The following is a 22,143-nucleotide window of genomic DNA, read 5'->3' as shown; positions in this document are numbered from 1 at the left end:
CAAATTAGCTGTTAAAAATGCCGTTCCAGTTTATAAATTCTATTATTTCTTGGTTTCTTAAAAAAAGAAAGCATCAAATGGAACTCTTTTTAAAGTATCCTTTTGATGTTCAGGAAGAATTACTTTTGAAATTAATAGCAACAGCTAAACATACCGAATTTGGACAAACACATCGATTCTCGAAAATTAGAACTTACGACGACTTTAGAAATAATGTACCCATTCAGAGATATGAAACAATAGAACCTCTTATCGAAAGATGTAGGAAAGGCGAACAAAATATATTTTGGCCCACAAAAATAAAATGGTTTGCAAAATCTAGTGGAACGACAAATGCGAAAAGTAAGTTCATCCCTGTTAGTGACGAAGCTTTAGAAGACTGTCATTTCAAAGCGGGAAAAGATATGCTTTGTTTATATATTAACAATAATGAGAATGCTCAATTATTTACAGGTAAAAGTCTGCGTTTAGGAGGAAGCTCGGCTATTTATGAAGATAATGAAACTTATTTCGGAGATCTTTCAGCAATTATTATTGAAAACATGCCTTTTTGGGCAGATTATAGTTCAGCTCCCAAGCAAGAAGTTGCTTTAATGAGCGAATGGGAAACCAAAATGGAAGCTATAATCGACGAAACTATACAAGAAAATATCACGAGTATTGTAGGTGTTCCGTCATGGATGTTAGTCCTATTGAACAAGGTTCTAGAAAAAACTGGTAAAAATAACATCTTAGAGGTTTGGCCCAACTTAGAAGTTTATTTTCATGGAGGTGTAAACTTCAGTCCTTATCGAGATCAATATGAAAAGTTGATTCCCAAAAAAGACTTTAAATATTACGAAACATATAACGCTTCCGAAGGATTCTTTGCCATTCAAGACAGGAATGATTTTAACGAATTATTGCTTATGCTTGATTATGGTATTTTTTACGAATTTATTCCGATGAACAATTATGAAGGTGAAAACTCTTCAGCTATTCCACTTTCTGATGTACAAGCAAATGTAAATTATGCCGTTGTAATTTCAACGAATGGCGGATTATGGAGATATTTAATTGGAGATACCGTTAAATTTACCTCAACTAATCCTTATAGAATAAAAATAACTGGAAGAACAAAACATCATATCAATGTTTTTGGTGAAGAGTTAATTATCGAGAACGCTGAAGAAGCTCTAAAGTTTGCTTGTGCCCAAACAAACGCTACCATAAAAGAATATACCGTTGCGCCAATATTTATGAATGGAAAAGATAAAGGTGCCCATGAATGGATCATTGAATTCGATAATCAACCTAGCGATTTACGTTTCTTTACTGAAATATTAGACGAAGCTTTAAAGAATTGTAATTCTGATTATGAGGCTAAACGTTATAATGATTTGACATTAAACATGCCTAAAGTCCAACAAGCTCGACAAGGATTATTTTATGATTGGTTAAAACAAAAAGGAAAACTTGGAGGACAACATAAAGTTCCTCGTTTATCGAATAAACGTGAGTTTATAGAAGAACTTCATGAACTAACCTAAGCTATAATGGAGTCTTTTTTCCTACACAATGCCCACCTTTTATTAGAACATCCAGAAATAGCCAAAACTTTGGAAAAAGTTGCTATTCATAAATCATTCAAAAAAGGAGAACTCATTCATCCTGCAAATTCTATCTGTAAGCATTTCTATTTGCTTTTTAAAGGAATTGCTCGTGTATTTTACTTCCGTGATGGTAAAGATATTACAGTTCACATTGCACAGGAACAAGAAAGCATTACAGCTATTGATAGTTTTATTCAGAGAAGAAAAAGTAAGTATAACATTGAGGCTTTGGAAGATATTGAGTGCTTAGCTATTTCAAGAGTTGACTTAGAGAAACTATCAGAACAAAGTCATCAATTTGAACATTTTGGAAGATTATTTTTAGAGAAAATTTACTGTGATTTGGCAGAAAGAATAGATAGCTTACTGTTGCACACTTCTCAAGAAAGATATGAAGAATTACTTCAACGTCAACCTGATTTATTTAAGAGAGTACCAGCGAAACACATTGCTTCTTTTCTCGGTATGACGCCTGAAACCTTTAGCAGAATAAGAGCTAAATAAAAAACGAGCCTTCTTATGAAGACTCATCTGTTGTATTTATATAATTCCTTGTATTTACTGACTACTATTCGAAATCAACTTTCACATCAAAGAAATTAGGGTTTTTAGCCATGTCGGCAATATTAGCCTCGAATTCTATTCCTTTAAAATTTGAAAGGATTTTTACGTTTTCGTTATTAACACTTTTTATTTTATACGGGAATAAATATCGAATTTTAAAAACAATCATTTTAGCAAAAGCTTCATCTTTCCCATCATCACTCTTCATGTTTTTACCTGCATCATCTTTGATTTTAGTGGTAAAACTCTTTCTTCTAAAATTGATGTCAAACATATCAGTAATTACAGGAAAATCTCTCTTTTCTCCTTCAGAATTCATTTTCTTCGCACTTCCAAAATCAGTAAGTTTATCAATTTCTGCACTTTTTAATTTCTTTCCGAGGGTTTGTAAATCCTCCATATCATCGAAATCATACTCAATACGCATAAAACCTTTATTCGTAGCGGTATCAGCTTTAATTACAATAGCTAAATCTTCTAATTCCTTTAACCTCTTTTGTTCTTTCTTTGGTAATTTCGATATGCTATCTTTCTTTGTTTCTAAAATATCAGAAAAATTAATTACAGTATCTTTAAAAGATGATGGTTTATCTTCTTCAGATTTTGGTAACGTTGATGCCATTTGAAGAAGTGAGGATAAATCTACCATCATGCTGTATTTACCACTTCCATCTTTGTTAAATTTTGTTTCCCATCCAACTTCACATCCTACAAGAAGATTTAATGTCAGGAAAAACATAAAATAGTAAAATATTCTTTTCATAATTTTGCTTGGTTTTAATTATCGCTAAAACTAGTATTTTAAATCTTTTTCATCATCATAATTTCTTGATAATTGTCAATTTCTATTATGAATAGGAGAAATACTTTTATCCTTTAATTATTTTTAAAATGACCGTTGCTAAAGAACTCGAATATTTTTATCAAGCTAACAACTTAGAACTTGATGGTGGAATAGATAAGGAATACTTTATAATGAAATTCCGATTTTTCTCATTGAAACTTCCCAATTCTGAGTTTAGAAAGAAGATTGTTTACATTCATGATATACAACACATATTATTTAATTGCGACGTTTCTTGGAAAGGCGAAGCCTACATAGCTGGCTGGGAAATTGCGACTGGAATGTGGAAGCACTTCCCTATCGGCTTTTTAAGCTTGTGGGCAATGGGTTTTGGAGTTTTAACGCACCCAAAGGAGGTCTTAAAAGGATTTAAACAAGGACTTTCTTATAACGGGTTAATTGACCAAAATATTTCTAAAAAAGAAATATTGACATTTACAATACAAGAGGTCGATGAAATGCTTCATAAACCTAAAACCGTAAAATTTAACCTTTTTACATTCTTATTTTGGACTGTTATATCCGTAATAATTGTAATTGCTCCGTTATTTGTAGTACCTACTCTGTTGTTTTTATTTTTATAGGTAATTGATATTCTGTTGTAACAGGAATTCCTATTTTACTAGCAGGTGTTAATTGAGGAAGCTCAGATACAATCTTATTTAAAACCGCTAATAAATCTGGTAATTTTTCTTGTATCACATTAGAGGATTCCACTTCTTTTAATGAAACCTTTCCCTTATTATTTATACGTAAAATAAGTACTACTGTCTCACTTATTTCCGCATCACTCGAAAACTGCGTTTCTTTTAGTTTTTCTGTAAAGTGTTTTCTGATACTATTTCTGAAACAATTTGTCTTATCATCATCAAGTAATTCCTCACAGTTTTTAAACGAAGGAGACTGACTTACCGTAGTAAAATCAACAATTGTGTCTAGTTTTTGCTTTGTTTGCTTTCCGTCATTAGAGAAATAGTTACATGAATAGCAACTACTTAACATTATCACAAAAATAAACACCCTACGAATCACAACTTTAGATTTATAAAGTGAAAATATAAAAAAAGATTTATTCTAACTTTTCTCCCTTCAAGAAATACTTCTTTTTTATTTCTTTTATTCTATTATCAACAAACTTATCTGTAATCGAGTCTTTTCCTTCAAATCTTGACTTATATCTTTTATATAATTTATAACCAATTTTTTTATCCTTATAATAATTATCTGACTGTTTTGCCAAGCCAAATAATGCTTTGTAGTTCTTTGAGTTATCTTCCCATGCACTTTCATATGACTCTAACACATTTCTTGGCATTTTCATTTCTGAAAAAACATTTGCTAATCCCATGTATGCTCGATCTCTCTTCTTCTTTCCTCTTGTTGTTCCAGACATATAATAGACCAAAGCCATTCTTGGCTGTTTATTCATCATTGCAATATCACCTAAAAAAGTCATGCTACTATAATCTTCTATATCAAGTTTACTGGCTTTCTGAAAATGCTTTTCTGCTTCAACATACTTTTCTAAATTGAAATAACAACGCCCTAACATTTTATGAGTATAATGTTCATTTGGTTGAATTGTATCGATATGTTTCAATAATGAAATACTTTCTTCATAATCTTTCTTTCGAAACAAACTGTTTATTTTAAGACGATTTAAATCAATATGATTTGGCCTTAACATCAAACCTTTATCAATAAAAACTAAAGCAGAATCTCTATCTTTAATTGTTGTAAATCCGCGTGCCAATTTTTCAATCGAATTAAAATGTTGGTTATCCTTTTTATAGGCTAACAAATAATAATCGATTCGCTTAAATATTTTTTTAGGCTGAGGGTTTGACAATGCATACTGGTAGTAATAATTCGCATTTTCTTTATCCCTAATTATTAGCTGTTTAAAGATTTCCCTCGCTTTAGCAAACTTTTTAATCTGCAAATACCTTTTCCCTAAAGTATATTTTGCAACTAAATTTTCAGGATCTTTAAAACAAATATCTTCATACAAAGCAACCACTTCGCGAATTCGTTTATCCTTAAGCAAAGACTTCCCGAGTTTTACCTTCGTTTTGTAATCATCTTTAAAAATCAATGCTTTTTTAAAATAAGATGATGCTTTTATATGATTATCTAAAACATCATAAATTGTCGCAATTTTATAATTCTTATTGAATGAATCTGGTAATAAACTTAATTCTTTTAAGGCCTTTTGATATCTCCCTTGATTAATTAAATTATCAATCAATTCTGTTTCTTTTTGGGCGTTTAATCCAATTAAGAAAAACCATAAAATAATTATTGCAATTTTTGTTTTCATAAACTCTGTTTTATCTCCGTATTGAATTCGTCATAAAAGCCGAAGTATAACTTCAGCCTTTATAAACATCATAGTTTCAAATATTATAAAAATTCTCTCTTTCTGTTATTATTTAATATTAAACGCAATAGGTAATGTATAACCAACTTTAACTACTTCGCCATCCTTTTCACCAGGAATTAATCTTGGAAGTTTTTGAATAACGCTTTTGATATACTCAACTAATTTAGGATGTGGCGCCCTAACATTAATATCGATTACATTTCCATTTTCATCGATTTTAAATTGAGCAAAAACTCTTGTTTTACCGGGATTAAGATCTAAACTATTGACAAATTTTAAATCAATATTCTGATTAACAAAACTTACCATATTTCGATTGAAAGTATCTTTGGAAGCCTTTTCATTTTGGAAGCTAGGAAATTTATCCAGTTGATAAAACGGTACATTTTTTACTTTTCTTTTAAAAACAAAAGCATAAAAATCCTTCGTTTTAAATGAGTTTCTTTCCGAGTAAATTTTACCTAGTTCAAATTCACAAACTAAAAAACCTTCTTTATCATAATAAAATTTGTGATCTGGAAATACTGTATTTGGGTTGACCTCTTCTCCTGCTTCATTATATGCTTTTAGTTGTCCATCTTTTGTAGTAGATTTCAAAAAGTAATCTTCACCGTGAAAACTAATTTTACTTTGGAAAATATTTCTTTCTGTTTCTGTAATCAACTGCTCTTCATTTAAACAAGATGTATACATTAACATGCTAAGTAAAACAGGAGCGATTAATAAATATTTAAACTGTTTTACTTTTGTAGATCTTTTTTTTGTCATCATAATGATTCTCTTTTTAATTAGCGAACTTTTATAAAATTGGTTTACAAATGATATTTTCTCAACTTGAAACACTTGTTCAAGTAAACTATTGATGTATGTTTTGGTTTCTAACGATTTACTAGCAATTTCATCAGACAGAAATTCATGTACTGTGGTGATTCTTTTTTGAAACACCCAAAGTATCGGATTAAACCACATACATATTTTCAGAACTTCAAAAAACAATAAATCTATTGTGTGCTTTTGTTTTGCATGCACCAATTCGTGCTGAATGATTTTTTCTTTTCTTTTACTTGGTATATTTTCTCCAATAAAAATAAAGTTGAAAAATGAAAAAGCTTTTGTTGAATTCGATAAATTAATAAGCTTATAATCCTTTCTTTTCTCGACATTGTTCTCCCATAAAAGTTTAATTACACTATAAAGTTTTATTAGAAAGCATAAAGAAGCTGCGAACGCTCCGATCCAAAATAAAACATTTAAATAGCTGACAGACTGATACCATTCTTGTTTCTCAATAATAGTTTGAGGAGACAAAACAACTTCAGGTAATAAAATTGTATATTCCTGAGGAACTGCATCTTTAATAACTGGTAATTTAATCAAAGGAAGAATAAAAGAAATAATTACCGAAAAAATTAAATAAATTCTATTTGTAGTAAAAAAAGTTTCTCGACTTAAGAAAATATCATAAACCGCTAAGAATAATATTTGAAATAAGATCACTTGAATAGTATACGATAACATAACTTCTATTTTTTATTATTCTTTTCCACTTCCTTTAAAATAGTTTCCAACTCTGTAATATCGAGCTTATTCTCTTTCATGAAAAATGACACCATACTTTTAAATGATCCTCCAAAATATCCATTCATAAGTTTATGTAAACTCTGATTACTATAATCTGTTTTTTCAATTATAGGAAAATAAACATAACCTCTTCCTTTTGGTTGATGCCCAACAAAATCTTTCGTTTCTAAAATTCTAATTATCGTTGAAACGGTATTGTATGCTGGTTTTGGATCTGGTAACTCAGCAATTACTTCCTTTACAGAGGCTTCTTTTAAATCCCACAACACCTGCATTATTTGTTCTTCTGCCTTTGTTAACTGTTTACTCATAATTTTTATATTTTACTTTACCACACTGGGAAAACTGACCTTCTCTTTTTAGTTCTATTGAAAGTTCATCTAAATGAGAATTTAACAACGAAATATATTTATTTTTCACCTCGTTGGTGACATTCTCGTTACGCACGTTAACCAAAAAGTAATTTACTTTTCCATATTTATTGAAATAAATTTTATTAACAACAGTAATAGATGAATCTGGAATTTCCCAAGAAAAATCATTTGCTACTAAAACTTCATTTACTTTATTATGAAAATCTCCCCATGATTTTAATACGCCTTTGAAGTCTTCTTTCTTTGAAAATTTTGGATTCAATAAATTCACATAATAATCATCTAGTTTCAATTCTTTTAATTCTTCAAAATCGGGACGATTATGAACTCCAATTACTCTTGACTGTTCTTTATCTTTTGAACAGGAATAAAGAACGATTAGCACAATAAAAACTCCTAAATACTTTTCCATTTAATTTAAACTTATAATTTTTCACTCTTCAAATATAACTAAAAAATTAGTTTAAACTAATTTTTTAGTTAAAAATAAATCATATACTATGTAACAACCACAAACACGACTCGTCATATACATATAAATTGAATGAATTCTATGGATATTTTGCTAATATTAGCAGGTTTTATATTTGTCTGTTTAGGCGTAATTGGCTCATTTTTACCAATATTACCAGGACCAATAACTAGTTGGATTGGGTTATTACTACTTCATTTAACCAAGGTGATTCCACAAAACTGGACTTTTCTTGGTATTACATTATTTATTGCTCTTTTTATATTTATCATGGACTATTTCATTCCTGCAATGGGAGCTAAAAAATTTGGCGGTACTAAGTATGGAGCTTACGGAACAACAATAGGATTAATTATTGGTTTATTCTCCCCTATTCCTTTTGGAATATTAATTGGGGCCTTCTTTGGAGCATTTGTTGGAGAATTACTATACGATGGCAAGGATACAGATAGAGCTTTAAAAGCTTCAACGGGAGCATTTTTAGGTTTCTTGGCTTCAGCAACTATCAAATTCTCGGTCGCAATTGTTTACTTTTTCTTGTTTTTATCTACTGTTTGGGAATATAAAAATGTTTTATTTTAAAATGAAGTAGGTAAAAAATAAAAAAGCAACCCAAAAAAGGGAAGCTTTCCATTGGTTAACAAAACCTAGGCGATTTATCGCCTCACAACACAACTAAACGCTGTTTTCAAATTAAACAGCCTGCAAATATAAAGATATTTTAATTATAAGCAAAAATTTCTGTTGTTTTTTATTTTTTCAAGAAAAAAGAAGATTGTTTAATTCTTCAATTGATTGTATCTTTGCGCCTTTAATTTAAATCACTTAAAATAATTAATAATGCAATTATCAGAACAAGAAATTGTACGCAGAGAAAAGCTGACGAAATTACGTGAGCTTGGAATCAATCCTTATCCAGCAAATTTATATCCGTTAGATTCAAGTTCTAAACAGATTAAAGAAAAATTTGAGGAAGGTAAAAAAGTGGTAATTGCAGGGCGTTTAATGTCAAGAAGAATTCAAGGTAAGGCTTCATTTGCCGAACTTCAAGATAATGAAGGTCGAATTCAAGTATATTTTAATCGTGATGAAATTTGTACTGGAGAAGACAAATCTCTTTACAACGAAGTATATAAGAAACTTTTAGATATCGGAGATTTTGTAGGAATTGAAGGAGAATTATTCAAAACTCAAGTTGGAGAATCGACTGTAATGGTAAAAAAATTTACTCTATTAAGTAAATCTTTAAAACCACTTCCTTTGCCTAAAGTAGATGCTGAAGGAAATACTTATGATGGATTTACAGATCCTGAGATGCGTTACAGACAACGGTATGCTGATTTAGCTGTTAATCCACATGTAAAAGAGGTTTTTGTCAAAAGAACCAAGTTATTTAATGCAATGCGTCAGTTTTTTAATGATGCTGGTTATTTTGAAGTTGAAACTCCGATTTTACAACCAATTCCTGGTGGTGCTGCCGCAAGACCATTTGTTACTCACCACAACTCGTTGGACATCCCATTATATATGAGAATTGCTAACGAGCTTTACTTAAAAAGATTAATTGTTGGTGGATTTGATGGTGTTTACGAATTCTCAAAGAACTTCCGTAACGAAGGAATGGATAGAACTCATAATCCAGAGTTTACTGCAATGGAAATTTACGTTGCTTACAAAGACTACAATTGGATGATGGAGTTCACTGAGAAGTTATTAGAGCACTGTGCAATTGCAGTTAACGGAACAACAAAAGCTACTTTTGGAGAACACGAAGTAGACTTCAAAGCTCCTTATGCTAGAGTAACAATGGCGGATTCTATCAAGCATTTTACTGGTTTCGATATTAATGGTAAATCTGAAGAGGAACTATTTGAAGCTGCAAAAGGAATGGGAATTGAGGTTGATAAAACCATGGGTAAAAGAAAATTAATAGATGAAATTTTCGGAGAAAAATGTGAAGGAAATTATATTCAACCTACTTTCATTACAGATTACCCAAAAGAAATGTCTCCATTATGCAAAGAACATAGAGACAACCCAGAATTAACAGAGCGTTTTGAATTAATGGTTTGTGGTAAGGAAATCGCAAATGCGTATTCAGAATTAAATGATCCAATTGATCAACGTGAGAGATTTGAAGCTCAATTAAAATTAGCTGATCGTGGAGATGATGAAGCAATGTTTATAGATCAAGATTTCTTACGTGCATTAGAATATGGAATGCCTCCAACATCTGGATTAGGTATTGGTATGGATCGTTTAATTATGTATCTAACGAACAACCCTTCTATCCAAGAAGTATTATTCTTCCCACAAATGAAACCAGAAAGAAAAGCACCTTCAGTTGAATTAAATGATGATGAAAAAGCTGTTTTAGCTTTATTAGAAAAAGCTGAAAAATTAGAACTAGGAGAATTAAAAACTCAATCTGGACTGAGTAATAAAAAATGGGATAAAACCATAAAAGGATTAACAAAAAATAATCTTGCTAAAGTTTCAAAAGTTGATGACGGATTATTTGTTGAGATGGTTTAATAAGACAATCTTAAATTATAATATAAAAGGCGACCATATTTTTGGTCGCCTTTTTCTTGTCTTTATTATGATATTACTTATATTTTAAGTATTAAAACTTCACATTGCAACTCCTAAAAGAGTTTTTATATTTGAATCTCCAATCACCCAATATAATATAGTTTTAAAAAATAAATTTAAAATCTCTACCACACTAATTGCCTTGTCTTTTGGTTTTCATGTTCAAAAAACAGCAACTTGTGAAACCATTTCTGTTGACCCGACCCTAGTTTAGATTTAAATAGTATCACTAAATGCACTGTAGAAAAGAACGACGACCAAAACACTAAAAAAGTATCTTTTGAGGTATCTTCATGAAAAAGAGTACATCGAAAGAGATTTAACTGCAAATGCTGTTTCCAGTGGCTATCAATAAACTGTTTTTGAAGTAAAGAAAAGCACCTTACTAACTGATTTATCATTGGGTGAAGAAAATATAACTGGAATGGTTTCTTTTCATAATGTACATCGAACTCCTTTATTTGAAAAATATGAAAATCTCCATATTTAGAGAAATCAGCTTATTTTGGAAAACAAATGTCTATCACATCAAAGAAAACTTTACTTATACAGTATATCCTATTTATACAAATATTCAGAGAACTGTAAACATTCGTTTTGTTATAAGTAATAAGAAAAGTATTGTTAATACATAAACTAAAAGACGAAAGTATAGGTGAACTTTTAGAAGTTACTGCTGAGCGTCTTATCAGAACACTTCCCAAATTCAAAACCAGCAATGAAAGATGATATTCCAGTTCATGTAGTTAATAAATTCACTATTAATTTTAAGCTTAACTAATAATTTTTGAAAGAAGAACGAATTGACAATTCAATTCCTTCTTTTTATATCTTATCAATACTGCTATAGAACACTTTCATTCTCCTATTTCTCCAAAACTAAACTCAAAGGTTCTTATTTTTTTTACTTTATAAATTGCGAATAAAGCCGCGCGTTACAATATTGTTCCCTAGAAGTAAATCCTTTTGAGTATATATCGCCTTAACTCTTTCATCTCAAGCAATCGATTGATAGCATTTATAACTACTACTTTACGGTAATCTTAAGATATTTTTCCAAAACCATAAAATCAAAAATATATTCCTTTTTACTTCGCTATTGACATTTTTTGCAAAAGAGAGAAAAATAAATGAACTATTTGTACTTATATTTAAAAAAGTTTTAAAGATCGATCTGTATCCCAAAAAGTTACTTCAGAACAAGAACTTCTTTTTGTTAGCTCTATGCAAATAAATTATAACTCAATCCTTTCAAATTTTAATAAAATCCTCTTGTGTTTAAATGGATATTTAAGTTATAAGTATTTCTATAAATATCCTCTGACTTAGCAGTTATAAATATTTTAAACAGCTTTAATAATCTCCCTTTTTCGCAAGAAATTATATCTTCAAGTTGGGTAACATATTCCAATTTATTTAACTGATTAGTGCAAACTATGATGAAATAGATTTAATCTTTTAATGATTTCTTTGTTGGTCCAATTTAATTTTTTTGATCTCATTGGTCACTCTACCTGATTTACCAAAGGATTTAGCTTTCATAACAAACTCCAACAAATTCAACCATAGAAAAAATAAAGCTAATGATTAGATTATATGGAACTTCGTTACAAGTTCACTATGAGAACATTTACTATAAGTAATAATCTTATTACGCTAGCTATGAAAAACGAAATATGGTACATCCCTTTTCACATTTTAACATGTGTTTGTTTAGGTATATACATACAAGACACTTTTCCTGTTTGTGACCAAAATTTTATGCTGCTTGAAATTGCATTAGCCGTGTTATTGACAATAATATTCTTCGCACATAGATTCAAAAAACGCTTGTTATTCATTTTTACTGGTTCAATTATCTTCATTTTTATTGGGATTACATCTTACTTTATTGCTACCCCAATAAATAGTAAAAATCATTATAGTCACTTCAATTCGCAGAATGCTCTAATCAAACTAGAAATAAAAGAAATATTAAAAGAGAATGCTTATAATTATCGTTACATAGGACGAGTTTTTCAAATAGATGACACTTCAGTCTCTGGTAAAGTGATTCTTAACATTGCAAAGACTAAGAACTGTGACGCTCTTAAACATGGTAATATAATTATAACAAAGTCATCATTTAAAACTATATCTCCACCGAAAAATCCTTACGATTTTAATTACAAAAAATATTTGAAGCATAAAGGGATTTATCATCAACTCTATTTAAAAAATTGGGAAATAACTTCATTCGAGGAGAAAACAAACAACCCATTTTCAGTTCTTTTTAGACTTAAAACGAAAATCCAAGAACATTTAAAATCCAAATTTTCTTTTAACGTCTATGCTATAATCAACTCTCTACTCCTTGGAGAGCGAAAAAATATTTCTACAGAGATATTAAATAATTATGCGGATGCAGGAGCAATTCATATCCTAGCCATATCCGGATTACATATCGGAATATTAGTACAGATTCTCAATTATATATTCTCTCCATTAATTTTATTCAAACATGGAAAAACTGTGAGACTTATTTTAATGATTGTAATTCTCTGGCTATTTGCTGTATTTACTGGTTTATCAGCATCCGTAGTAAGAGCTGTAACAATGTTTTCATTTATGATTATTGGGAATTCTCTAAAACAAAAACAACCAGTAGAACATTCTTTAATTAGTTCAATGCTCATACTTCTCTTAATTCATCCGCACTTTTTATTTGATGTTGGATTTCAGTTAAGCTATTTAGCCGTATTTAGTATTGTGAAATTTCAACCAAAACTTTTAGGTATTTACACACCTAAGCTTTATGTTACTAAAAAAATATGGGAGTTAACTACAGTTTCATTTGCTGCACAAATCGGTGTCTTACCTGTTAGTTTTTATTACTTTCATCAATTCCCTGGTTTATTTCTAATTTCAAATTTAATTATCATACCCTTTTTAGGAATTATTTTAATTTTTGGAATTATGATTATCATTCTTTCAGGATTACAAATTCTTCCTCAAATTCTTATCATACTCTATGAAAAAATAATTCAATTTATGAATATTATGATTCAATGGGTTGCAAGCAAAGAAAGCTTTATTTTTAAAAATATTTTCATTTCTTCTTTTGAAGTTATCTTTTGGTATCTACTTATTATTATTTGCTATCATATAATTCTACAGCGAACTACTAAAAGACTAATCATACTACTTTTAGTTATTATACTATTTCAATCGTTCGAAATACTAAATAATTGGCAATTAAATCAGAAAAGAGAATTCATAGTATTTCATAATAAAAAAAATTCTGTAATCGCTATTAGAGACTCCGATGTGCTAGAAATTTATTCTGATAAGGGCGATATCTCTCTTCCATTGGATAAGTCAGTAAGGAGCTATGCAGCAAATGAAAGACTCACTATGACAAATGACATCCTTAGTCATAGAATATTAAAAATAGACAATCAATTCATACTAAACATTGATAGTTTAGGAATATATCCGAAAAACTTTAAAAAGAACTCCACAATCATTTTAAAACGTTCTCCAAAATTGAATTTACAACGATTGATAGAAAACCTCCATCCAAAAATTATTATTGCTGATGGATCAAATTACAACAGCTATATCAGAAGATGGAAAGAAACTTGTAAGCAACTAAAAACGCCATTTCACTCAACTAAGCAAAATGGCGCATATATTTTAAAGTACTAATTTCTGCTACTTAAAGAGAACTTTTAAAGTTTTTCTCAAAATCTTGCCAAGGTGTGTTCTTATAGGCTTCTCCACTAAAATATGCCAAGATTTTTTCGAAACGTTCTTTCACTAAATAACCAGGAACTGCCTGGATCAATTGTTCTTTAGAATCAAAAAATGCAGTTGAAGGGTAACTCAATTTACCATTTAATATAGCTGCTGCTAATTCATGATATTTGCTTCTACCTTTTTGAACGAATTTAAAAGTTCTACCTTTAAAAGTAATGTCATCTTTTCCTTCACCATCCATTTTTACAGCATAGTAATTATCATTAATATACTTAACAATTACCTCGTTTTTATAAGTTGTAGCATCCATTTTTTTACACCATCCACACCAATCCGTATATAAATCGATCATTATAGGTTTTGGATTCTTTTTATTCAATTCTAATGCCTCTTCAAATGACAACCAATTAACATCTTGTGCATTTACTGTGAATACAGAAATAACAAAAACAACTACTAGTAAAATATTTCTCATAATCTTTATGTCTCGAAATGTAATTCAAATTTACAAAAAAACCTATCAAATTTTACTTTGATAGGCTGTAATATATACTTAAAAATAAAAGTTACTACTTTACTCCGTGCATTAATTTTTTAATTACTGGATGTAAAATTGCAGAAAAAACAGCTAAGCCCAATGAAATAGAAGTTAACAACCAGAAGAAACTACTTAACCCCTGCTCTTGAGCAATTGCCTCTGATGACTCTGCGAAAACACCTGCTAATTTCATTCCTATAGCCACAGCCAAGTAATATACTCCAAACATAAATGCAATCATTCTTCCTGGAACTAATTTAGACACGTATGATAAAGCAACCGGTGAAATACATAACTCTCCCATAGTATGAAAAAGATAAACTAATATTAACCATATCATACTCACAGATGCGGTTTTAGCTCCAACCGGAATAGATCCTGAACCAATGGCAACGCAAGCCATTCCTAAACCAAGCAGCCCCATTCCTATAGCCCATTTCATATTTGCATTTGGGTTATACTTACTCTCCCACCATTTAGAGAATAAAGGTGCAAGAGTAATAATAAATAAAGAATTTAAAATTCCGAACCATGAGGCCTCAACTTCAGCAACGTCTTGACTGAACTTATCTACTAATCTATAAATAGCAATAAACCAAACTATAATAAAACTTAAAGCTAAAACTATGTTGGACATCGCAAATCTTTTGAATGTCTTCTTGAATAATAAGTATAGAACCCATGTTATTATAACTAAAGGAACTATCGTAATCAAAGCGTCAATAACCTTAAATATCATAGCACTACTTCCTTCTAAAACTCTATTAGTATAATCCTTGGCAAAAATTGTTAATGAACTAGGTGCTTGTTCAAAAACTGCCCAGAAAAATATAGTAACAAAACAGAAAAAAGTTACTGCTAACATTCTATCTCTCGTTATTCTTCCATATCTAGGTATTCTCATAACTAAAAGTGCAATAAATATGGCAAATGCAATAATAATAGCAAAATTTGCTCCAGATAACCCCGCTATTTCAAATGGAAATATATTGTACTCACCCTCAGAAATTTTTGAAATAGGATCGTTAAAAATCCATAAAAGACCTAATAAAGAAGATAAACCTATTAATCCTTTTTCTAAACTAGTAAAAGGGTTTCTCTCATCTACATCTTCATTATTCTCTTTTGTTGTATCCAAAACTTCAACGTTTTTATTTTTTGCTTCAATTCCGATATTTCCAAAAATATCTTGAATTAACCAGAACTGTAATAAACCAAATAGCATAAATATACCCGCAACACCAAATCCCCATGACCATCCAATCTTTTCTCCTAGATAACCACACAATAAAATACCTAAAAAGGCTCCAGCATTAACCCCCATATAAAAAATAGTATAAGCACCATCTTTTTTTTCAGGTTTTCCGTTATACATTTCTGAAATAATCGAAGTCATATTAGGTTTAAAAAAACCGCTACCAAATACAAGTAGTGTAAGCCCTGAATATATAAAGAAAGATGTCTCAACAGCCATACAAGCATGTCCTAAAGTCATTAATAAAGCTCCTACAACTACTGCTTTTCTTATACCAATAACATTATCGGCAAAATAACCTCCTAAAAGAGTGGATAAATAAACTAAAGAAGTATAGGTTCCAAAAATTGCATACGCCCATTCTCTAGGCCAACCCCATCCTTCATCCATTATAGAAGCTGTAAAAAACATAACTAATAATGCTCTCATCCCGTAGTAAGAAAAACGCTCCCACATTTCAGTAAAGAAGAGTACAAACAATCCCGCTGGATGCCCTATAACTTTATCTTTAAATAAATTCTCTATATCTGTATTCATTTGTAAATTATTTGTTGATTACCTTCTTTTTCAATTACTCCGCAGCTGGCTTACTTATATCTTCAGCCCCATGAGTTAAACGTTTCAATGGTTTTAGGATTGCCAATATCAACAAACCAAATATTACACAAAAAACCGTAATCCCTGTAAATAACTGCAATTCCGAAAAGTTCTTAATTTGCTCTCCAATTGTACCTGCAACAAAATTACCCATACCTGTAGCTGCAAAATAAGCGCCCATCATTAATGATGCATACTTAACTGGAGCTAATTTTGTAATAAATGACAACGACACTGGAGATGTGCATAATTCTCCTACAGTATGAAATAAATAAGCCAATATCAACCAATACATCCCAGAACTCCCAGTACTTTCATACTCGCTTGACGCAAAGCTCATAAAAACAAATCCTAAGCCCATAATAATAACACCAACCGCCATTTTAAACAAGGAAGAGGATTCTTTACCTTTCCTACCCCATTTCAACCAGAAATTTGCAATTAAAATCCCTAAAGTAAATATAAAAAATGAGTTAACTGACTGAAAATACGAAGCAGGTACTTCCCAACCAAAAAACATTCTATCTGTTTTTGATTTAGCATAGAGGTTCATAAGTCCTCCTGCCTGCTCAAAAGCTCCCCAAAAAACTATAACAATTAAAAAAGATAATACCATTACTAAAACTCTATCTTTCTCCACTCTTGTTAGAGGTCTCTTCATAGCTTCTTTTTCTTCTTGAGAAGCTTCTTTTGCACCTATAAAATTACCTGTAGTCTTTAAATGCTTTTGCCCCCATATATAGATAATCTGTCCTATCAACATACCTATTCCAGCTAAACCAAAACCATAATGCCAATTTACTTTTTCACCTAATTGACCTATTATAATACCGGCTAAGAAAGCTCCTAAGTTAATCCCTATGTAAAATATATAAAATCCTTTATCTCTTCTGTCATCGCCTTTTTTATATAAGCCCCCAACCATAGTAGAAATATTTGGCTTAAGCCCACCAACTCCAGCAATAATGAAACCTAATCCAGTATAAAAAGCCCAAGCAGCATTAATCGCTAAAATTCCATGACCTATGCATAATAATAGCCCACCGATCATAACCATTCGTTTTTGCCCAAATATTTTATCAGCTAATATACCTCCAGGAATTGCTGCAAGATATACCAAAGTTGTATACCATTTGTATAGTGAAATAGCCTCTGACTCCGACCAACCCCATCCTGGATTATCACTTGTAACTGTAGCTGTTAAAAATAAGACCAATAAAGCTCTCATTCCGTAATATGAGAAACGTTCCCATAATTCTGTAAAAAATAAGACATATAATCCTATAGGATGTCCGAAAATTTCTTTTTCCTTGATTGATGAGTCTTTCATTAATTGTGCGTTTTAGTTATTATTAGTTTTTAAGATTGTCAAGAACAAAGTTGGTTAGCTTCGTATACAAGTGTAATCTGGTATTTTGTCCTCTATAAATTCCGTGTGCTCTATCAGGATAAATAAATAAATCGAATTGCTTGTTGTTTTGCACTAAAGCGTTTACCATTCTCATTGTATTTTGAACATGCACATTATCATCTCCTGAACCATGAACTAAAAGATACTTACCTTTCAATTTATCAGCATGCGAAATAGGTGAGTTCTCATCATATCCTGTTGGATTTTCTTGTGGTGTTGTCATGTAACGTTCTGTATAAACAGTATCATAAAAACGCCACGATGTAACAGGTGCTACTGCAATTGCCATAGAGAACACATCGTTTCCTTTTAAGATACAGTTAGTACTCATAAATCCACCGTAAGACCATCCCCAAATACCAATTTTGTTTGCATCAATGTAAGGTTCTGTTGAGAAAAATTTAGCAGCAGCAATTTGATCTTCTACTTCATATTTTCCAAGTTCTTTCTGAGTTATTTTCTTGAAATCTCTTCCTTTTAATCCTGTACCTCTTCCATCAACACAGGCAACAACTATACCTTTTTGCGCTAACATTTGGTGCCAGTAATCTCTACTAGTATTCCAACGATTTGCTACCTGCTGAGAACCTGGTCCTGAATATTGGAACATTAGTAACGGATATTTTTTGTTAGGATCAAAATCTACAGGTTTAATTACCCACATATTTAAGTCGTATCCATTGATGTTATAAGTAAAAAATTCTTTCTTGCTTAACTTATATCCTCCAATTTTAACTTGTAATTCTAAGTTATCTTTTAAAGTTTTGATTTTTTGCCCTTCCCCGTTAAATAAAGAATACGTAGGAACTTGTGTTACCGAAGAGTGTGTATTTATAAAATACTTCATATTCTTACTGAATGAAGCATTACTTTGTCCTGTTTTAGGAGATAATAATTTCTTACCAGAACCGTTAATACCAATAGAATAAACTCCTCTGTTGATAGAACCATTTTCAACTGATTGATAAAAAACTCTGTTTGTCTTCTTATCTAAACCATAATATTTTGTTACTTCCCAACTACCTTTAGTTACTTGATTCTTTAAAGCTCCATTTTTATCGTAATGATAGATATGATTGAACCCATCTTTTTCACTTGTCCAAATGAAACTATTATCCTCTAAGAATGTTAGATTATCTTTTACATCTACATAGGCCTCATCCTTTTCATTTAATACAACTTTTGAGGTATTTGTTTTCGCATCGTAGAAATATAAATTTAAATCGTTTTGGTGACGATTTAATGTTGTTACTGATAAAATAGTTGGTTCTTTTGTCCATTGAATTCTTGGAATATACTCGTAGTTTGATAGTGCAATTCTTTTGACACTTTTATCAGAAAATGTAAAAAGGTTTAAAGTTACCTTTGCGTTCTTTTCTCCTGCTTTGGGATATTTGAATGTATTCAAAGAAGGATATAATTCATTTCCAGTTACATTCATTGAAAATTGTGTAACATCACTTTCATCGAAACGTAAAAAAGCAACATAGTTACTATCTGCACTCCAATCAAAAGCTTTGACAAAGGCAAATTCCTCTTCATAAACCCAATCAGTGGTACCATTAATAATAGAATTTAATTTGCCATCAGCTGTAACTTTTACTTCTCTATTCCCCTCCAAATCTCTTACATAAAGATTGTTTTCTTTTGCGTACGCTACTTTTTTACTATCAGGTGAAAAAGTCGGTTCCTGAATATCATTACCTAATAATGTTAATTCTTTAGTCTTTACATCATACACATAAAAAGTTCCTTTATATGAACGACGATAAATTTGTTTAAGATCTGTCCCTAATAATAATTTAGTTTCATCATTATTAAAAGAATACGAAGTAAAATAAGCGATATTGTATAAATCCTTACTATCTACTATAGTTTCAACTTTTAATTGAGTAGCATAGCTGTACTTATCCACAGATGTGCTTTTAGTCTCTTGATTAAAATTTAAAACTGAATAAAAATCTCCATTCATGGAGTTTAATGCATTCATTTGATCTGCGGAGAATGCTCCCGACCAAATTTCTTCTAAAGTGATTTCTTTTTTTACTTGTGAAGTAATTGTAAAACTATTTCCTATAAAAAATATAAATAGTATTGCTAATAAGCGTGATTTTCCCATCAAAAAAATTGATTTATTTGATAATTTGATAATACGACTGCCAAGTTTACGAAAAAATAATAAACTTTGAAGTAAATTAACAGAAAACTGCGATAAATAAATGTGTTTTCTTTGAAAGATTTATCTTTGTTTTCTTTAAAGATAAGATGAATGTCGAAGATTATTTCTGGTTTTTCAAAACTAAGTAAAGAAGAAAAAATTGATTGGTTGGCTGAAAACTATTTCAACAGTCAACCTGAAATCCTTCAAACTATAAAACAATACTGGAATGTTGATGAAAAATTACAACAACTCCATGACGATTTCATAGAGAATACTATTTCAAACTTTTACATGCCTTATGGTATTGCACCAAACTTTTTAATTAATGGGAAAGAATATGTTGTTCCTATGGTTGTTGAGGAAAGTTCAGTTGTTGCCGCCGCCTCAAAAGTTGCAAAATATTGGAGTACTAGAGGTGGATTTAAAACCGAGGTACTTTCGACAACAAAAATTGGTCAAGTTCATTTTATGTATGCAGGGGATAAGACAGATCTTCACAACTATTTCGAACTACAAAAAACTGAACTTTATGCTGCTACTGCCTCTATCACTAAAAATATGGAAAAACGCGGTGGTGGTATTTTAGACATTAAACTTGTAGATAAAACATACAAATTACAAGATTATTACCAACTTCACGTAACTTTTGAAACTAAAGATAGTATGGGAGCTAATTTCATAAATTCTTGTTTAGAAGCAATAGCCAAAAAGTTTCAAAATGAAGATATTGAAATCGTCATGAGTATTCTGTCTAATTATGTGCCAGAATGTTTAGTTCGCGCTGAAGTAAGCTGTCCGATTAAAGATTTAGGTGGTGAAAACCCAGAAAAGTTTGCTTATAAATTTGAACAAGCTGTTAAGATTGCTGAAATAGAACCTTATAGAGCAGTGACTCATAACAAAGGAATTATGAACGGAATTGATGCTGTTGTTCTAGCTACTGGAAATGATTTTAGAGCGATTGAATCTGGCGCACATGCTTATGCAGCAAGAAATGGAGAATACACTAGTTTAACGCATTGCGAAGTAAAAGGTGGTATTTTCAGATTTTGGATTGAAATTCCGTTGGCTTTAGGAACTGTGGGAGGTTTAACTGCTTTACATCCTATGGCAAAACTTTCGTTAGATATGATGCAAAAACCTTCTGCTAGAATTTTAATGCAAATTATTGCAGCAGCTGGTTTAGCTCAAAATTTTGCAGCTTTAAGAGCATTGACAACAAAAGGTATTCAACATGGACATATGAAAATGCACTTGATGAATATTTTGAATCAGCATAATGCAACCAAAAATGAAAAAGAGGAAGTTGTTGCTTATTTTGAAAATAGAACTGTTTCTCATAGTGCTGTAGTTGAAAAAATCAATGCACTACGAAAACCTAAAGTTAATTGGGTAGATTTTTCAAATGAAAAAAACGTAAGAAGTAAACTTCAATCTTTAACAATAAATTCTGAACCTATTTTCGGAGATATGAATGCACAACAAATGATTGAACATTTAAGTGCTGTTACAAAAATTCCGAATGGAAATTGGAAAGTAGATATTTTCGTAGATGATGAAAAAGCGGCAAGAAGAAAACCTTTTTTAAATACGGAAAATGAATTACAATTAGGTTTTAAAGCTTCATTCTTATCAGAAAACCCTACCCCTTTAAAGTTTAATTCAATTGAGGAAGCTATTAATGATCTAATTAATCAAGTAAACATATTTTTTGAAGTTTTTGAAAAAGATCCTTCGCGAACCATTACACATCCTTTTTTTGGAGATTTAGATTTCGAATATTGGAAAAAGTTTCAAGTGAAGCATTTTACGCATCATTTCAAACAATTTGGATTAGTTTAGACAATCAATATCAATGAAAAGATCAAAAGAGATATTAGTTATCATAATAGGTGTTCTCGCAATATTAGCTTCTGTTTATGGTGTTTATTCAGACAAAGACTTAACAGATGCTTTTAGTGGTATTTTCATCGGCATTTGTTTAATAATAGCTGTGTTTTTAAAAAGAAAAAGGAATAACACTCATAAAGAATCATAA

The 22,143-nt window shown here is 30.6% G+C and carries 18 protein-coding genes; 8 read left to right on the top strand and 10 right to left on the bottom strand.

Annotation, left to right across the window (positions count from 1 at the left end; translation table 11 throughout):
* The first annotated feature begins 17 nt into the window (after window positions 1-17).
* Together BTO06_RS02590 and BTO06_RS02585 are read left to right on the top strand one after the other, a co-directional pair.
* Entirely contained in the window at window positions 18-1,529 is a 1,512-nt protein-coding gene (locus tag BTO06_RS02590) for a GH3 auxin-responsive promoter family protein (protein WP_100923835.1), read from the top strand.
* A gap of 6 nt (window positions 1,530-1,535) precedes the next feature.
* A complete protein-coding gene (locus BTO06_RS02585) occupies window positions 1,536-2,096 on the top strand; it encodes a Crp/Fnr family transcriptional regulator (protein ID WP_100923834.1) in 561 nt (186 codons plus the stop codon).
* Between the two features lie 64 nt (window positions 2,097-2,160).
* On the opposite strand, the gene BTO06_RS02580 is transcribed toward BTO06_RS02585, so the two are convergent.
* On the bottom strand, window positions 2,161-2,919 hold the full coding sequence (locus BTO06_RS02580) for a hypothetical protein (protein WP_100923833.1): 759 nt from the start codon (window positions 2,917-2,919) through the stop codon (window positions 2,161-2,163).
* Between the two features lie 128 nt (window positions 2,920-3,047).
* On the opposite strand from BTO06_RS02580, the gene BTO06_RS02575 reads away from it, so the two are divergent.
* Window positions 3,048-3,584 (top strand): hypothetical protein, encoded by a 537-nt coding sequence (locus BTO06_RS02575; protein ID WP_100923832.1) that lies wholly within the window; start codon window positions 3,048-3,050, stop codon window positions 3,582-3,584.
* Here the strand turns inward: BTO06_RS02575 and BTO06_RS02570 are convergent.
* The 5 genes from BTO06_RS02570 to BTO06_RS02550 all read right to left on the bottom strand — a co-directional run bounded on the left by BTO06_RS02570 (window position 3,559) and on the right by BTO06_RS02550 (window position 7,750).
* Window positions 3,559-4,002, bottom strand: a complete 444-nt coding sequence (locus BTO06_RS02570) for a hypothetical protein (protein WP_100923831.1) — start codon at window positions 4,000-4,002, stop codon at window positions 3,559-3,561. The genes BTO06_RS02575 and BTO06_RS02570 overlap by 26 nt on opposite strands.
* 67 nt (window positions 4,003-4,069) lie before the next feature.
* The gene (locus BTO06_RS02565; protein WP_100923830.1) at window positions 4,070-5,320 is read right to left on the bottom strand and encodes a tetratricopeptide repeat protein; all 1,251 of its coding nucleotides are present in this window, start codon (window positions 5,318-5,320) and stop codon (window positions 4,070-4,072) included.
* A 108-nt stretch (window positions 5,321-5,428) separates the two neighbouring features.
* On the bottom strand, window positions 5,429-6,901 hold the full coding sequence (locus tag BTO06_RS02560; protein ID WP_100923829.1) for a M56 family metallopeptidase: 1,473 nt from the start codon (window positions 6,899-6,901) through the stop codon (window positions 5,429-5,431).
* A 5-nt stretch (window positions 6,902-6,906) separates the two neighbouring features.
* The gene (locus BTO06_RS02555; protein ID WP_100923828.1) at window positions 6,907-7,275 is read right to left on the bottom strand and encodes a BlaI/MecI/CopY family transcriptional regulator; all 369 of its coding nucleotides are present in this window, start codon (window positions 7,273-7,275) and stop codon (window positions 6,907-6,909) included.
* Window positions 7,268-7,750, bottom strand: a complete 483-nt coding sequence (locus BTO06_RS02550; RefSeq protein WP_100923827.1) for a hypothetical protein — start codon at window positions 7,748-7,750, stop codon at window positions 7,268-7,270. The genes BTO06_RS02555 and BTO06_RS02550 overlap by 8 nt, the downstream gene beginning before the upstream one ends.
* Before the next feature lie 141 nt (window positions 7,751-7,891).
* Here BTO06_RS02550 and BTO06_RS02545 point away from each other — a divergent pair, with 141 nt between their 5' ends.
* From BTO06_RS02545 to BTO06_RS02530, 3 genes are all read left to right on the top strand, one after another.
* Window positions 7,892-8,392, top strand: coding sequence for a DUF456 domain-containing protein (locus tag BTO06_RS02545; RefSeq protein WP_100923826.1), 501 nt, complete (start codon window positions 7,892-7,894; stop codon window positions 8,390-8,392).
* A gap of 258 nt (window positions 8,393-8,650) precedes the next feature.
* Window positions 8,651-10,345 (top strand): lysine--tRNA ligase, encoded by a 1,695-nt coding sequence (gene lysS, locus BTO06_RS02540; protein ID WP_100923825.1) that lies wholly within the window; start codon window positions 8,651-8,653, stop codon window positions 10,343-10,345.
* Window positions 10,346-12,067: 1,722 nt separating this feature from the next.
* The gene (locus BTO06_RS02530) at window positions 12,068-14,092 is read left to right on the top strand and encodes a ComEC/Rec2 family competence protein (protein WP_198517124.1); all 2,025 of its coding nucleotides are present in this window, start codon (window positions 12,068-12,070) and stop codon (window positions 14,090-14,092) included.
* 10 nt (window positions 14,093-14,102) lie between these two features.
* Here the strand turns inward: BTO06_RS02530 and BTO06_RS02525 are convergent, their stop codons facing one another.
* From BTO06_RS02525 to BTO06_RS02510, 4 genes are all read right to left on the bottom strand, one after another.
* A complete protein-coding gene (locus BTO06_RS02525; protein ID WP_100923822.1) occupies window positions 14,103-14,618 on the bottom strand; it encodes a thioredoxin family protein in 516 nt (171 codons plus the stop codon).
* Window positions 14,619-14,712: 94 nt separating this feature from the next.
* Window positions 14,713-16,473 (bottom strand): peptide MFS transporter, encoded by a 1,761-nt coding sequence (locus BTO06_RS02520; RefSeq protein WP_100923821.1) that lies wholly within the window; start codon window positions 16,471-16,473, stop codon window positions 14,713-14,715.
* 34 nt (window positions 16,474-16,507) lie between these two features.
* Window positions 16,508-17,863, bottom strand: a complete 1,356-nt coding sequence (locus tag BTO06_RS02515; RefSeq protein WP_100923820.1) for a peptide MFS transporter — start codon at window positions 17,861-17,863, stop codon at window positions 16,508-16,510.
* A gap of 22 nt (window positions 17,864-17,885) precedes the next feature.
* Entirely contained in the window at window positions 17,886-20,063 is a 2,178-nt protein-coding gene (locus BTO06_RS02510) for a S9 family peptidase (protein ID WP_100923819.1), read from the bottom strand.
* Between the two features lie 150 nt (window positions 20,064-20,213).
* Here BTO06_RS02510 and BTO06_RS02505 point away from each other — a divergent pair, with 150 nt between their 5' ends.
* Both BTO06_RS02505 and BTO06_RS02500 read left to right on the top strand, forming a co-directional pair.
* Window positions 20,214-21,947, top strand: coding sequence for a hydroxymethylglutaryl-CoA reductase, degradative (locus BTO06_RS02505; RefSeq protein WP_100923818.1), 1,734 nt, complete (start codon window positions 20,214-20,216; stop codon window positions 21,945-21,947).
* Between the two features lie 13 nt (window positions 21,948-21,960).
* Complete coding sequence (locus tag BTO06_RS02500) at window positions 21,961-22,143, top strand: hypothetical protein (RefSeq protein ID WP_100923817.1); 183 nt, start codon at window positions 21,961-21,963, stop codon at window positions 22,141-22,143.

It is taken from the genome of Tenacibaculum sp. SZ-18, assembly GCF_002813915.1.
In the GTDB taxonomy this organism is placed as follows: domain Bacteria; phylum Bacteroidota; class Bacteroidia; order Flavobacteriales; family Flavobacteriaceae; genus Polaribacter.
Note: the sequence above shows the minus strand (reverse complement) of the source record. Positions and strands in the feature narration are given on the sequence as shown.

Coding starts and splice junctions, on each gene's coding strand:
- BTO06_RS02545 (WP_100923826.1), top strand. CDS start 7,892: ATGGATATTTTGCTAATATTAGCAGGTTTTATATTTGTCTGTTTAGGC.
- BTO06_RS02505 (WP_100923818.1), top strand. CDS start 20,214: ATGTCGAAGATTATTTCTGGTTTTTCAAAACTAAGTAAAGAAGAAAAA.
- BTO06_RS02575 (WP_100923832.1), top strand. CDS start 3,048: ATGACCGTTGCTAAAGAACTCGAATATTTTTATCAAGCTAACAACTTA.
- lysS (WP_100923825.1), top strand. CDS start 8,651: ATGCAATTATCAGAACAAGAAATTGTACGCAGAGAAAAGCTGACGAAA.
- BTO06_RS02565 (WP_100923830.1), bottom strand. CDS start 5,320: ATGAAAACAAAAATTGCAATAATTATTTTATGGTTTTTCTTAATTGGA.
- BTO06_RS02520 (WP_100923821.1), bottom strand. CDS start 16,473: ATGAATACAGATATAGAGAATTTATTTAAAGATAAAGTTATAGGGCAT.
- BTO06_RS02560 (WP_100923829.1), bottom strand. CDS start 6,901: ATGTTATCGTATACTATTCAAGTGATCTTATTTCAAATATTATTCTTA.
- BTO06_RS02530 (WP_198517124.1), top strand. CDS start 12,068: ATGAAAAACGAAATATGGTACATCCCTTTTCACATTTTAACATGTGTT.
- BTO06_RS02555 (WP_100923828.1), bottom strand. CDS start 7,275: ATGAGTAAACAGTTAACAAAGGCAGAAGAACAAATAATGCAGGTGTTG.
- BTO06_RS02590 (WP_100923835.1), top strand. CDS start 18: ATGCCGTTCCAGTTTATAAATTCTATTATTTCTTGGTTTCTTAAAAAA.
- BTO06_RS02570 (WP_100923831.1), bottom strand. CDS start 4,002: ATGTTAAGTAGTTGCTATTCATGTAACTATTTCTCTAATGACGGAAAG.
- BTO06_RS02550 (WP_100923827.1), bottom strand. CDS start 7,750: ATGGAAAAGTATTTAGGAGTTTTTATTGTGCTAATCGTTCTTTATTCC.
- BTO06_RS02525 (WP_100923822.1), bottom strand. CDS start 14,618: ATGAGAAATATTTTACTAGTAGTTGTTTTTGTTATTTCTGTATTCACA.
- BTO06_RS02515 (WP_100923820.1), bottom strand. CDS start 17,863: ATGAAAGACTCATCAATCAAGGAAAAAGAAATTTTCGGACATCCTATA.
- BTO06_RS02510 (WP_100923819.1), bottom strand. CDS start 20,063: ATGGGAAAATCACGCTTATTAGCAATACTATTTATATTTTTTATAGGA.
- BTO06_RS02580 (WP_100923833.1), bottom strand. CDS start 2,919: ATGAAAAGAATATTTTACTATTTTATGTTTTTCCTGACATTAAATCTT.
- BTO06_RS02585 (WP_100923834.1), top strand. CDS start 1,536: ATGGAGTCTTTTTTCCTACACAATGCCCACCTTTTATTAGAACATCCA.
- BTO06_RS02500 (WP_100923817.1), top strand. CDS start 21,961: ATGAAAAGATCAAAAGAGATATTAGTTATCATAATAGGTGTTCTCGCA.